Here is a 12,926-nt window from a genome sequence, read left to right as displayed (position 1 = left end):
CCCTGATGTCGGCTCAGCGGCGGTTGTTTTTTCAGCTTGGGCTAGTATACTTTGAGTAAGTGATGGGTTTTTGATTTCAAAGGAGGAACAACATGACCGAGTACTTTCTGGTGAATCAACAGGACTACTTCGCAGCGGGCTTTACCGTCAATCATGGCAACGCCTACGTCGACACAGCCGCGGGGTTGGATGTCGCCGCCGCCGTTAAAAGCGCGACCCCAACGGACGCCAAAGCCGCGCTATACCAACAGGTCTTAACGCATCCCGCGGTCGGTAGCGAGCGTTCCCAACTGAGCGAGCAGGAACAGGCGCAATTGACGGAAAAGCTCGACGCCCGCTTTGAAATCATCAGTACCGATAACTTGGAAAGCTGCTAACGAACTGAATAGGAGACGATGACGATGGCTGAAAATTCCAAACAGAACAATCCGAAAACTGACGACAATCCCTTCTGCCACGCGGGGATGACCTGCGCCCCCGGCTGCGGCTGTGCCAGTGCCGATGGTATTTGCCACTGCCCCATGATTTCTGATCGCAAGTGCGCTTGTGACGGCTTCTGCGGCACCCCGAAGCATTAGTAAAAAATCCGGTCAGACCCTTGAACAGGGCCTGACCGGATTTTTATTTAGCTAGCTGCTGAAGGTTGAAAGATGAGTTAGCTAATCTCGTTTCTTCCGCCGTTTAAACAATGAGAGACTCGCCAAGGCCAGCAGCCAGCTACCAAACCAGGCTGCCAGGCCGGACTGTTGCTCATCGGTTTGCGACAAGGTGGTGGCTGCGGAATCGCCGGTTTTCGCTGCGTTTAAATCAACCGCTCCGGAATCACTGGTTTTTGTTATGATTAAATCACCAGACGCAATTGTTACTCAAAATACGGCTAGGCTAATGGTCAAAGCCTGGCTTGACTCCCGCAAACCAACTTACTTCACCTTGAGAACCAATCGCTTAGCCGCCGAAACATATTGACCGTTCGTCAGTTGGTAACGCGCTGTCAGCTTGCATTTGACCAAACGCTTTACTCGCAGAATCTGACCTTTCTTGTAGTGGGCTTGTTTGCCCAAATGGTCTGTTGTCCGATAACCATTTAGTCCCTTAAGAACCTTGATCTGCTTGGCAGTCGTTTGGTAATAGGCCTGGTCGACAAAGGCTTTTCTAGCGGTAATGTACCCCTGGCGTCCGGCAGCCCCCGGTGTGACCTCACGTACTCGGTAGCGCAACACACCATGCTTAGAACGGGCGTACCCGATCACCTTGAACATGGGCCGCTTGATCCGTGGCTGTTTCTGGTACCAACGCAGGCGATTCTTGACTGTAAAGGTTGGTCGCCGATACAAGCCAATCTTTCGCGTGGACCAGACCAACTTCTGCTTCACCTTGGCCGGTCGCGTGGCTACAGCATCTGGTTGTGGGGCTACAGTGTCCGACTGAGACGAGTCAGTTTCTCCTGAAGTCCCGTGATTGCCGGTCGTCGTTGCCCGGGGAATGGGAATGTTGTACGTCTGAGCGTACGGCAAAATACTGCTAAGTGGTGAATTGGAAATCGGCACCGCAAAAGACATTACGCGAATCTTAACCGACGTACTATCAGCTGGTACATTGGTGATTCGCAAGATATTTTGGTCGGGCAACTCCCCTTTAAAGTACTCCGGAACTTCCTGTACCAGCTCTTTCAATTCGGCCAAATCGTCGGTACTTAACCGCGTCGCATACTTGGTCAACCGCTGCTGCGCATCCAACTGATTCACTCGTGTCAGGTCATTGCTACCTAGTTTGTCACTTAATTGATCCAGAGCGATGAACGGCCCATATGAATTTTTAAAACCAGCCGTATCCTGATCCTGATCGACCCCTTCTTGGCTCTGCTGCTTTGGGTTAGCGCTGACATGCGTTTGCACGTTTTGTGGGTCGTCAAAGTAATCCGGCTCGCCATGGTCCATCCGATAACCGATCACCATTGGTATTTCCTTTTTGGCATCTTGTAACGTCTGAATTTTATTTTCGGGGAATGCCGAAAATGGTACCGTGAGTGTGTTCCCGTCTAGCTTCACGTCACTGGTATCAGGGAGTTTGATACTTCCGTGCGCCTGCTGAAAGGGGGCCGAAAGAGTCAAACCTGAGGCTGAAAAACGCTGATTCTCCGATTCACTTTTAAGTAGCGCTTGCTTATAAGCTAAGTACGGACCAAAGTCAGTCACCCGATTTTGAGCAAATCCTAATCTGACTGGTGGTCGAGAAGCCGCCAAGTCAACATTCGCCCGAACCGCTTTAACAAAGGCCGAAAATTCTGAATTACCTAAGTTATGTCTAGAAAAATCAATCACCGCCGGATAGGAAGCAATCTCTCCCCTAGAACTTGTCAGACGATTGTTCAGCATTGCATTGGTGATCGCGGTAATGTCCGTCGACTTGAGTGCCGTTTGATTGTAGAGATGTAGTCCGGTCAGGCCCCTCGCAACTCGCAATAACGGCGTGTAGTCGGTCATCGGCTGGTCAATGTAGATTTGTGTACCCATGGTTTGGAAGGAGTCCCAACTGCTGACCAGACATAGTGAGGTAACGCGGTTCATTATTGATAGTATTGGTACGTATGTTATATCGTTCCAAAGCCGCTCGCACAATATCAGCGTTAGGGTCGCCTGGAGGTAAGAGATCATCCAGATTGTCCAAAAAAGTAATTGGCTTTTGAGTTACCGGATTGATATCCGCAGCAGTGTCCGCACGTCCCACTGCAGTTGGACAGATTAGCAAAACAGTCACTGCTAGCATAACTACTATTAAGCCGGCCTGTAAGTGTGTAATAAGTCTTCGTTTCAAGAGCTTCTCCTCCCTAAAACAAGTTAAAATCGTTATTATGACACTTTCAGTTTATCATATTTGGTACATTATTTTAACCAAAAATGTAATTAACTTTATTACACATGCTTCATTTCATAGCTTGATGGTTCATGCTAATAATCTATGACGTGAATCGTCGCATCAGTCTATTGGCAACCTGTTTTAACCGCGCCCCAATTGCCCTAAATTTTGCGTGTTCACCACAAGCGCCGCGTTGCTTATCACTGAAATAATGATAGTTTGGCTGGAGAGCCCGTACACCAGGGGGCCAAGGGCAAAGAAGCTTATCGAAAAAAAGTACGACTAGGCCCCCAACAGAGCCTAACCGTATTCTAGTGGTTCATTCAACTCTAGCTAGCGTCCGCGTCTTCCTGTACAAACGTAGGCTTGTCATCCAACACATACTGGAAAGCCACGGCATTCAACATCAGGCTTGCCCGGAACAACGCCTTGATGCCTGAGGTTGCCTTCACTCGCCCTCGCAAATGAAACAACTGGGAGTTACACGAACACAATCATATTCTTATCGTTAGATGACTTTGATTCGGTTCGAATCTTCCTAGCATGAACCATCAATCATAACCAAATTTTCCAGTTTCCCGGTATCTCCCGGCCAATTTTTATTTATTGAGAATTTGTTGCACCAGCACGTATCTTGTCGTGGGACCCGCACCAACCTTTTTCAAAACGTTAGAGTCGACCAGCTGCTTTAAATATTTATTTACCTGAGTGGTCCTCGTATAAGTTAGCTTATCGTAAAAGAATACGGCTAGGCCCCCAACAGAGCCTAACCGTATTCTAGTGGTTCATTCTACCCTAGCTAGCGTCCGCGTCTTCCTGCACAAACGTATGCTTGTCATCCAACACATACTGGAAGGCCACGGAATTCAACATCAGGCTTGCCCGGAACAACGCCTTGATGCCTTGCTCATTACTCATCACCACGAAGAACTCCCGGTCAGTGCCGCTGACGCGTTGGAAGTCTTCGTATTCACCCTTGAACCCTTCTTTGCGGAATAAGGCGATAATCTTCATCATTTCAATCTGTGATACTTCTTTGTCTGCCAATTCAATCTCTTTTCTCTTATCTAAATTTTCGGTCACTAGCGGCCCCTCTAGTGACCTCTAGTGACATTTTTTCCCACGAAAAAGCCGCCCCCACAAACGAGGCGGCTTCGAGTCAGTTGAGAATTACTTGCCCAACTTCGTCTTGTTAGTCATGTTTAACTTGTCATCGAAGTCGTAGACAACTGGTTCGCCGGTTGCCATTTCAAGGTTCATGATGTCATCATCACTGATCCGTTCGATGTACTTGGAAAGGGCACGCAGTGAGTTACCGTGGGCGGCGATGATCACGTTCTTGCCGTCAAGCAGCTTTGGTGCGATTTGGTCTTCCCAGAATGGCATTACACGTTCCAGGGTAACCTTTAAGTTTTCCCCACCAGGCACGATGTTTGGGTCCAAGTTAGCGTAACGAGGATCCTTGACAGCTGAGCCTTCAGCGTCTGCGTCCAAGAGTGGTGGCAAGACATCGTAAGAACGACGCCAGATGTGGACTTGGTCGTCACCGTACTTTTCAGCGGTTTCCTTCTTGTTCAAGCCTTGTAAAGCACCGTAGTGACGTTCGTTCAAACGCCAAGTCTTGGTTTCTGGAATCCAAAGTTGGTCAGATTCTTCCAAAACGTAGTGCAACGTCTTGATGGCCCGCTTCAGAACTGACGTGTAAGCGTAGTCGAACTTCAAGCCAGATTCCTTGATCTTTTGACCAGCGGACTTAGCTTCTTCAACACCCTTTTCGCTTAAATCAACGTCAACCCAACCAGTGAACTTGTTAGCCAAGTTCCATTCGCTTTGGCCGTGGCGAATCAATACTAATTTTGCCATCACTTATAACCTCTTTCTGTCGTAGAATACCTTGTCATTTTACACCATCTAGCCGCGGATTTCAGCTAAATTGTGCGCTTCTTTGCATGTAATCGTTTTCTTCTGTGAGAATCCTGTGAAGTAAAACGGCCATCCCCATTTCTCGGGACGACCGTTAAGTGCTACCAATTATTTTTCATTATTTTGATTATGGTTGCGGCGAATCTCGCGCAATTTTTTCACGTCGACGTGTGGCGCCGGATGTAAACCGTGGACCGGCCGCACCCCTAGGATATCTAAGAAGAACGTGAAAATTGGGACCCCGACGATCAGCCCCCAGACGCCGAACAGCTGCTCACCGGCGAGGAGGACCACAAACGTGTAGAAGATGGGCAATTCAGTCCGGCTCGACATGAACTTAGGGTTCAGCACGTAGGCTTCCAGCGCATGGACCACCACGATCATCACTAGGATATAAATGACGTAGCGGAAGCCGCCCACGGAGTAGCCCAGAATCGTCAGCGGTACGATGGACACGATGACCCCGGCCACTGGAATCAGGCTTAAAATAAAAATCATAATCGCCAGCGTCGGCAGTTGCGGCATCCCCATGATAGCCAGCACAATCGTGGTAATCACGGTATTGCACAGGGCAATGAAGAATTGCGCCTCCAAGACGACCCCAAAGGTGTTTACAAATTTCGTGGCAAAAAAGTTAATGTCTTGAAAGAACCATCCGTAGGTACTGGTCAAGAAGCGCTGAGAGAACTCACCCATTTGCTTGCTTTCAATCGTGAAGAAGAAACTCAAGATCATGGACATGAACAGCGTGGCCCCAAACGATCCAATCGTCGACACGTACGTCAGCACCAATTTAGCCCCGTTCTGCAGCTGGTTGACGATGTCCGACGTCTGAATATAATTCGTGACATAACTGATAATCTCATTACTGTTATTTTTCGGATTTTGATAAAACTGGTACAGGTTCTCAATCCCGTGAATCGAGGAATTCAGAATCTGCGGGAGATACGTGGTCACCGCCCAGTAGAGCGCCCCAATCACGACGACGTAGGTGACCGTCACGATCAGCGCTGGCGGTAGCTTGACGACCTTGCGAATCGCCTTAACCAATTGCAGGACTAAAAACGTGAAAATAAACGTCAGCAGAATCATGTTCATTTCCGCGCGAATTAGCCAGAGCACAAAGATAATCAGCGCCAGCACGGTAAAGCGTCGGAGCCGAACATTTTCAACGAAGCGTTGCCATAAACTCAATGATAAATTCCTCCATCCCGTAATAGTTTTATTATACCGTATCTCGGCTAAATCCCTAATAGTTTCGGTGAATCTTGGTCAAAATTCGAAATGGCCGGCTCCAGCTACCTACCAGTGCGTGAAATCCAGGCCAGCAGGCTGGGGTTATCGCTACCGGCCGTGAACTATGTGGCTGGCACGCGGTGGGCGGCCGGCTAAGCACCTTTGGCCCCACTCGAAACAAAAAAAGCCCAGGCACCATGCCCGGGCTTCCATCCAAAGTGTTTACGATTCAACTTCCTCTAAAACTGCCGACCGTTGATTGCCAAACGTCAATTGCAAGTCATCCAAGGCCAAGGCCCGGTGAATGATGGCGGAAGCCCCACCCATCAGGGATGCTTCCTTAGAGTTCTTGGTCAGAAGTAACGGCGCCTTGCGGCAAATATCCAGCTGGCCAACGTACTCGCGGACCTGATCCATTAATTCCGGTAACAGCTCCAAGATTGGCGCGTTGACCACGATGGCATCGGGGGCAAAGGTACTGGACAGGTTGCCCAGCACTTTCCCTAGGTAGTAAGCAAATTCATCCAAAATGCTCAACAGTTCTGGCCGGTGACCTAAGTAGTCCCGCCGAATGCGGTTCACGTCTACCCGGTCTAGGTGTTGATAGGCCATGATGCGTTGTAAGACATTACCCTCAGCGACGTAGTGGTTGACCGTTTCCATATTATCTTCTTGATAGCGGTCTGCCAATGGGCAACAGCCAATATTGCCGGCCTCGCCGTTGTGGCCACGGTACAGGTGGCCTTCCGCCACGATTCCCGCAGCGACCTGGTCACGAATGGTCACGGAGATCAGGTTACGGTAGACCCCTTCACCTGCGAAGTCTCGTTCGTAAATAGCGGATTCGTTGGCTAAGTTTTCCAAAACAACTGGGACCTGAAATTTATCACTAAAGTATTTCGCCAAATCAAAGTTCTTAAAGCCTTTCAATGAGGCGTCCAAGATTTGGTTTTCGTAAATCGTGCCGTCCAGACCAAAGGCAATCCCGAGCAGCCGCGTTTCACTAGCCGCCACGGTGTGATTGATGCGTTCATCAATCATATCCAGGACCGAGGTCAAGTCCACATCCCGCGTCGAGACGCTCTCATAATTCTCAGATCGCCCGTCCAACCGGCAAGTGATCATCGAGAAGCGTGACCGCAAGATGTTAATGCTGATGACATAGCCATACCCCACGTTTAGCAATGCCATCACTGGTTTCCGTCCACCATTCCGGGTGCTGACACCGTGACCAACCTCACGGATCAACCCTTCATGAAGTAACTGACTATAAATATCCGAGACCGTCACCTTATTCAGACTAAGATTTCGTGATATCTGACTCCGAGAAATCGGGCCAGCATTCACAATCTGCTGCAAAACCTGTTTTTCATTGGTGGTGCGCATAATGTGTTTGTTGATAATCATAATTTTCTTGGTAACACTACTCCCCCAATAGCTTACGGTGATTCGGGAATCAAATCAGTTTAGGTTGCCCCATCCCCCAAGGTTGGTGCTCACCTGCTTATTGTGGGGGCCGTGTTACCTAACCCCCCTTGTAGATTCTGATTCTAACTATATAGTAATTCCTCTTTACAAATAGTGCTTGGATTATGACTCGCGAATTTTCTCCTGGTTTTTAACGGGAATTTTCGGAAAAATGCCGTTGCGGCCCGGTCTGACGGCGTTAATTTCTTAAATACGTCAGTAATTTACCCGTTCAGTTGATTAACCAATTTGTTTACTAACCTACCTTACATGTCAAGTTATTACCTCAAAAGGTTGGGAAAGGTAAGGTTTCTTACTTAATCGACTGAACTCTTTAACGGGCAACCTAATTTCACGGTCGGGGGATGTGGCCCCTTCATCACCGGTTAAAGGCGCGCCAATCAAGGGATTTAGATTTCCGCCGTCGCAATTTCTACGTCCCATAACCTGAACTCACTGTCCAGGCGCAGGGGCCTCCCAAAATACAAGCCATTTCGTCAAAAAATGAGCAATAAAAAAGCAGGCGTGCCTAACCCATGAGGGGCTAACCACGTCTGCGCGGTGAGTCGTTTCGCTGATTGGCGAACCAACCGACCTATTTGAGGTATTGTTTCGTGTATTGTGTCAATGACATGTTCTTCTTGCTAGCGGTCTGTAAGGCGACCCGCACGTCTTGATCACTCATGGCATCGGCTTGACCGCCCGCCGCATTGATGGTCTTACGGGCACTGTCGATCTGGCCGGCCGTGATGGTCTTGCCGTTGAGTTCCTTTTGCTTCTGGGTCACGGTGTATTCGTTGCTCCCGGAATAATTGTTGGCCGCTGCCTGTTCAGAAGACGTCAACGAGGCACTAGAACTGCCCGTTGAGGTGCTACTGCTAGAGGAACTAGCCGCCGCACTACTGCTGCTACTGGTGCTGCTAGCGCTCGACGTTGCCGCCGATTGACCAGCATTGTTGGCCTTGCGTAAGGCTAAGGCTTGGTCATACAAGTCCTTGTAGTACTTCTGCCGGAACTTGGCATTGTTGAAGAGTTCGTCTAACGTGGTGTTGGATTGGCCATAGTTCAGCGCCAGGTTTTGCCCGCTAGCCGTCTTCAGAATCTTCTTAAATTGCTTAACGTTGGCGCGAATGTCCTTGACCTGTTTGACCTTGGCCTTGGCTCTCGTCACCAGCACGTTAGATGCATTGGTGGTATTCACGACCGCCGTGTAGTGGCTCTCGGCGCTCGCAAACTTCAGGTCGCTCAACGCATTTTCCGCTGACACGAACCGTTGGGTCTGCGTCAGGTAGCGTTGGGCTGGCTTGTCGTTTAGCCGCCGTTTCAAGGCGTTTTGGAAATAACTTTCCGCTTGCGTATAATGTTTCGCTTGGATGGCAGTCCGTCCGTTGGCCATTGCCGCTTGGTACTCCTTGGCTGTCGCGTGGTGATTGGAATACGCGTACCCGCCAATCAGCAGTGCCACAACGATTGTTGCCACGACCCATACCCATTTTTTCAAATGAAAGACCTCCGCTGGTTAATTGTAAGTCCATTATACCATGCTCCATTTAAGAATCCGTCATTTTTGCCACGCCCTCATGGCAAATTAATGTTAAGCGGTTACACGAAGTCGCCCCTTACCCTTTCTCCCATTAAAGGCGTATAATGGCTAAGTAAATTTCGTTTTCTTGTGTCCAAATCTAAGAGAAAACCGGAAAGGACTCCTGACATGCTTGAAAAAACATTCTACAAAACATTTCTCAGCCACACCTTTAACATCCCCGTCCGCGTAAACTACTGGGACGGCACCACCGATGTTTATGGGACTGGCACTCCCGACATCACGATTACCATTCACGAGGCCATTCCGGTCAAGGAAATCTCCCGCAACGCCTCCATCGCGTTGGGGGAAGCCATCATGGATGGGACGATTGAAATTGACGGTAGTATCGAAGACCTGCTGACCGCAGCCTACGAGAACGCCGATAGCTTCTTCCACAACAAGAAGTTCATTCATTTCTTACCAAAACAAAAGCACACGGAAAAGGAAAGCAAGGCCGACGTCCAGAACCACTACGACATCGGTAATAACTTCTACAAGCTCTGGTTGGACGACACCATGACTTACTCCTGTGCCTACTTTGAAACGCCGGACGACAGCCTCTACACGGCGCAAATGAACAAGGTCCACCACATCATCAAGAAGCTCAACCCACAACCCGGCAAGACCTTGCTGGACATTGGTTGTGGCTGGGGCACTTTGATGCTCACGGCGGCCAAAGACTACGGCCTGCACGTTACCGGGATCACGCTGAGCCAGGAACAATACGACTACGTGAACCAACGCATCCAAGACGAAGGCCTCCAAGACGTCGCCGAAGTTCGCTTGGAAGACTACCGCGAATTGGGCAACGAACAGTGGGACTACATCACCTCTGTCGGCATGTTCGAACACGTTGGCCAAGAAAACTTGGGCCAATACTTCGACTGCGTCCAAAAGTACCTGATGAACGACGGGGTCGCTTTGATTCACGGGATTACCCGGCAACAAGGTGGCGCCAACAACGGTTGGTTGAACAAGTGGATCTTCCCTGGTGGCTACGTGCCCGGCTTGATTGAAAACACGACCCACATCATTGAAAACGGCCTACAGATCGACGACATGGAACCCCTACGTCGTCACTACCAAAAGACCGTGGAGATCTGGGATCAGAACTTCAACCAACACCGCGACGAGGTTGCCGAGATGTTTGACGAAAACTTCGTTCGCATGTGGGATCTTTACCTCCAAGCTTGCGCAGCTTCCTTCAAGTCTGGTAATATTGACGTGATTCAGTATTTGATTTCCAAGGGCCCGTCTGCCCGGATGTTACCAATGACGCGGGATTACATGTATGATGAGACCCACGCCAAGGTAGCGGATTAATTCAAATCAGTCGAGTGACCGCGGATCACTCACTAAAAAACACCCAGCTAGCGGATTGATCACCGGTAGTTGGGTGTTTTTGTGTGCCTGCGGTTAGCTAGTCTTAATGACCAGCTGTCTTGAAGCTTGTAGCGAGTCGTGCGGAGGCTAAGCCAGGGGTGGTCTAGTTGGTGATGGTTGATTTTTCACAATCTTATTTATATTCGGTTGTGAATTTTGATATTTGTGTAACCGTTGTCTTTCCTATTGATACGCAATTTAATTGGCGCGAGGAATTGTGAACTGTTGCCCCTCAATCTTTATTTGTGATTTTCATCTCTGCTTTTTTTCTGAAATGGTTCATGTTAGACTGATGGTACGCAATTAAATTGTGTTAGCAAAAAGAATGGGGAGAAAAATTTCATCATGAGTATGGGGATTAAACCAGCATTACTGGTCGCAGCGGCGTTAACGGTGGCTTTCGGGGGCGAAGTCAACGCGATGGCTAAGAGCCACACGATTGGTAAGCTCACGCAGGTCAAGCTGTCCAAGCACCGCCTGACCGGTAAGACCACCAAGTACGCCCGCATCAAGTTAGTGAACGCTCAGGGGAAGTCGTTTGCTAGCGGTAAGGCCAACCGGGTCGGCAAGTTTAAGATCACGGTGAAGAAACAAAATCTGACGAAATTGTCGTTCAAACTCGCGGCGTCCAAGCCCGGCTTCAAGTCCCGGACGTTCTCGAATAAGCAGATCAAACGGGCACAGGCAAAACCGGCCAAGCCAACCACCACGCCGAACGTGACGGTACCCAGTCAACCGGATAAGCCGAATAAACCGGTGAAACCGACGACGCCCGCCAAGCCGGTGAAACCGTCAAAACCAGTGAAACCGACGAAACCGGTAAAACCAAGTAAGCCAACCAAGCCGTCCGGTCCAGCGAGTCCGGCAAACCCTGGCAAGCCAACAACGCCGAGTCGGCCAGGAAACAACCTGTCGGCTAAGGACCGCCAAATTGCGGCGAAGAAGGCCCAGATTGAGGCCGCTAAGCAGAACTACTACCAGGTGAAGAAACAGTTACAGCCGATTTCGGATCAGATTGAGGCTTTGACCACTGAGATTCACAAACAATTGAATAACTTACGGGTCATTCAGGCGGATTTGAAGGTGGCCACCGATAACCACGATACGCAAAAAATGGCGACACTGACGGAACAAGCAAAAATAATCAGTGACATTATCGCGGCTAAGCAGGACCAGCGTGCCGACCTTTATCCCAAGCTGTTGCCCCTGGAAGATGCGCGGACCAAGGTCAGTTCCCTGATGGACGAGCTGTGGGTCTTGGATAACAGTTACATTCCAGAAGAATTAAATTAAGCGACTTGCAAGTGAAATCAGGAGTTGGGGCGGTTGTCCCGGCTCCTTTTTTCGTCCCCTACTCACTGCCGCTGGCTCGCCGAAAAGTAGCGATTTCTCGTATTACTAAATTTATGGATAAATGGTGGTGCCCCAGAATCACCGTCAGCATAGGCGATTAACGCTGTATATGATATGAACCTTTGTGACTGATTGGCATCTCTTCTTTTGCTGGGGTGGCCAACATGATATAGTGATTTTACCGACAGAGATGTTGGTACACCAACTTATAAAGGGGATTATATTTGTTATGGACATGAAAAAGATTGTTATGGCCGCAACGTTGCTCTCAATTGTTACCGGTGGAGAAGTCAGTGCCTTAGCGGCCAAGACCACGCACCAGTCAGTTGCCAAAATCACCCACGTCAAAGTCACCAAGCACAAAGTCACCGGTTACACCACGGCCAAAGTTGATGAAGCTGAAGCACGGGGAAAAGGCTTCAGCTACGGCCAACAAGAAAGGCAAGTTCACGGTCAAGGTCAAGAACAATAACTTAACCAAGCTGAAGTTCAAGATCAAAGCAACTAAGCCCGGCATGAAGGCCCGGACTTACACCCACAAGGTGAAGAAAGCCGTGCAAGCGATTGATAACAGTGTGACTACTGAAACGCCTGCTTCGACTACCCCTGTTAAGCCTGATGAGGGGAAGAAACCTGCGGATAAGGAAAAGCCACAGAGCAAACCTAGTGTCAGTGTTGTTCACGTAACTGATACTCAGACTGCTCAAGATAAGATCACAAAAGCACACGAAAAGTTAGTTACTGCCAAGACAGAGCTTGAGCGAATTTCTAACTTTTCATACAACAAAGACACTTTTGATTCATTCGTTAAGTATGCCAAGGCTCAACACAAGACTTTAACTGGTAAGCAGGCAGACAAAGATGCATTTGTAGCTTTACAGGGTAAAACTCCTTACAAGGCAGGAAATAGTGATGCTAAGACATCCTTTGCTAACTTTATCGATGGACTTCCCCAAAATCCCGCTGCTTATAAAGCTGTAATTGACTATGGTAACGTATTAGACAATTGGAACGAAATTTCTACGGTTGTTACAACCATGCCTGGACTAACTCCAACTGCAGCTCCAGCACATGCTTAACACGTTCCCCCCTGCTAATTATTTTTTTCAAAAAAGGGCGAAGC

Annotated in this window: 14 protein-coding genes; 6 read left to right on the top strand and 8 right to left on the bottom strand. The window is 49.0% G+C overall.

Translation table 11 applies throughout. The features are described from left to right. The first annotated feature begins 92 nt into the window (after nucleotides 1–92). Nucleotides 93–377 carry a hypothetical protein gene (locus tag EKM83_RS06050; RefSeq protein WP_125575733.1) on the top strand — a complete coding sequence of 95 codons (285 nt, stop codon included), beginning with the start codon at nucleotides 93–95 and terminating at the stop codon, nucleotides 375–377. A 24-nt stretch (nucleotides 378–401) separates the two neighbouring features. After that, the gene (locus EKM83_RS13295) at nucleotides 402–578 is read left to right on the top strand and encodes a hypothetical protein (RefSeq protein ID WP_164505604.1); all 177 of its coding nucleotides are present in this window, start codon (nucleotides 402–404) and stop codon (nucleotides 576–578) included. 81 nt (nucleotides 579–659) lie between these two features. Here EKM83_RS13295 and EKM83_RS13590 read toward each other — a convergent pair whose 3' ends face one another. The 8 genes from EKM83_RS13590 to EKM83_RS06015 form a co-directional block, all read right to left on the bottom strand. Further along, nucleotides 660–767 carry an LPXTG cell wall anchor domain-containing protein gene (locus EKM83_RS13590; protein WP_164505603.1) on the bottom strand — a complete coding sequence of 36 codons (108 nt, stop codon included), beginning with the start codon at nucleotides 765–767 and terminating at the stop codon, nucleotides 660–662. Nucleotides 768–920: 153 nt separating this feature from the next. Continuing rightward, nucleotides 921–2,513 carry a DUF5776 domain-containing protein gene (locus tag EKM83_RS06040; protein WP_125575732.1) on the bottom strand — a complete coding sequence of 531 codons (1,593 nt, stop codon included), beginning with the start codon at nucleotides 2,511–2,513 and terminating at the stop codon, nucleotides 921–923. Between the two features lie 672 nt (nucleotides 2,514–3,185). Then, nucleotides 3,186–3,308: a hypothetical protein gene (locus tag EKM83_RS13525; protein ID WP_263853778.1), complete on the bottom strand. Its 123-nt coding sequence runs from the start codon at nucleotides 3,306–3,308 to the stop codon at nucleotides 3,186–3,188. 343 nt (nucleotides 3,309–3,651) lie between these two features. After that, nucleotides 3,652–3,939, bottom strand: coding sequence for a hypothetical protein (locus EKM83_RS06035; protein ID WP_225418631.1), 288 nt, complete (start codon nucleotides 3,937–3,939; stop codon nucleotides 3,652–3,654). A gap of 87 nt (nucleotides 3,940–4,026) precedes the next feature. Continuing rightward, nucleotides 4,027–4,719, bottom strand: coding sequence for a 2,3-diphosphoglycerate-dependent phosphoglycerate mutase (locus EKM83_RS06030; RefSeq protein ID WP_125575731.1), 693 nt, complete (start codon nucleotides 4,717–4,719; stop codon nucleotides 4,027–4,029). 168 nt (nucleotides 4,720–4,887) lie between these two features. Beyond that, nucleotides 4,888–5,973: an AI-2E family transporter gene (locus tag EKM83_RS06025; RefSeq protein ID WP_125575730.1), complete on the bottom strand. Its 1,086-nt coding sequence runs from the start codon at nucleotides 5,971–5,973 to the stop codon at nucleotides 4,888–4,890. Between the two features lie 264 nt (nucleotides 5,974–6,237). Continuing rightward, nucleotides 6,238–7,206 carry an ROK family protein gene (locus EKM83_RS06020; protein ID WP_225418630.1) on the bottom strand — a complete coding sequence of 323 codons (969 nt, stop codon included), beginning with the start codon at nucleotides 7,204–7,206 and terminating at the stop codon, nucleotides 6,238–6,240. An 871-nt stretch (nucleotides 7,207–8,077) separates the two neighbouring features. After that, a complete protein-coding gene (locus EKM83_RS06015; protein WP_125575728.1) occupies nucleotides 8,078–8,983 on the bottom strand; it encodes a hypothetical protein in 906 nt (301 codons plus the stop codon). 210 nt (nucleotides 8,984–9,193) lie between these two features. Here EKM83_RS06015 and EKM83_RS06010 point away from each other — a divergent pair, with 210 nt between their 5' ends. The 4 genes from EKM83_RS06010 to EKM83_RS05995 all read left to right on the top strand — a co-directional run bounded on the left by EKM83_RS06010 (nucleotide 9,194) and on the right by EKM83_RS05995 (nucleotide 12,882). Further along, entirely contained in the window at nucleotides 9,194–10,390 is a 1,197-nt protein-coding gene (locus EKM83_RS06010; protein WP_125575727.1) for an SAM-dependent methyltransferase, read from the top strand. 405 nt (nucleotides 10,391–10,795) lie between these two features. Further along, nucleotides 10,796–11,743, top strand: a complete 948-nt coding sequence (locus tag EKM83_RS13445; RefSeq protein WP_225418629.1) for an Ig-like domain-containing protein — start codon at nucleotides 10,796–10,798, stop codon at nucleotides 11,741–11,743. Between the two features lie 289 nt (nucleotides 11,744–12,032). Beyond that, nucleotides 12,033–12,275 (top strand): hypothetical protein, encoded by a 243-nt coding sequence (locus EKM83_RS06000; protein ID WP_125575725.1) that lies wholly within the window; start codon nucleotides 12,033–12,035, stop codon nucleotides 12,273–12,275. A gap of 82 nt (nucleotides 12,276–12,357) precedes the next feature. Continuing rightward, on the top strand, nucleotides 12,358–12,882 hold the full coding sequence (locus EKM83_RS05995; protein WP_125575724.1) for a hypothetical protein: 525 nt from the start codon (nucleotides 12,358–12,360) through the stop codon (nucleotides 12,880–12,882). Nucleotides 12,883–12,926 lie beyond the last annotated feature (44 nt).

This window comes from Levilactobacillus angrenensis, from assembly GCF_003946085.1.
Taxonomy (GTDB): Bacteria; Bacillota; Bacilli; order Lactobacillales; family Lactobacillaceae; genus Levilactobacillus; species Levilactobacillus angrenensis.
This window is presented reverse-complemented; position numbering and strand designations above follow the sequence as displayed.

Bases quoted from the DNA above. Each gene is read 5' to 3' on its own strand.
- EKM83_RS06050 (WP_125575733.1), top strand. From the start codon at position 93: ATGACCGAGTACTTTCTGGTGAATCAACAGGACTACTTCGCAGCGGGC.
- EKM83_RS13295 (WP_164505604.1), top strand. From the start codon at position 402: ATGGCTGAAAATTCCAAACAGAACAATCCGAAAACTGACGACAATCCC.
- EKM83_RS06040 (WP_125575732.1), bottom strand. From the start codon at position 2,513: ATGGGTACACAAATCTACATTGACCAGCCGATGACCGACTACACGCCG.
- EKM83_RS06030 (WP_125575731.1), bottom strand. From the start codon at position 4,719: ATGGCAAAATTAGTATTGATTCGCCACGGCCAAAGCGAATGGAACTTG.
- EKM83_RS06020 (WP_225418630.1), bottom strand. From the start codon at position 7,206: ATGGCATTGCTAAACGTGGGGTATGGCTATGTCATCAGCATTAACATC.
- EKM83_RS06010 (WP_125575727.1), top strand. From the start codon at position 9,194: ATGCTTGAAAAAACATTCTACAAAACATTTCTCAGCCACACCTTTAAC.
- EKM83_RS13445 (WP_225418629.1), top strand. From the start codon at position 10,796: ATGAGTATGGGGATTAAACCAGCATTACTGGTCGCAGCGGCGTTAACG.
- EKM83_RS06000 (WP_125575725.1), top strand. From the start codon at position 12,033: ATGGACATGAAAAAGATTGTTATGGCCGCAACGTTGCTCTCAATTGTT.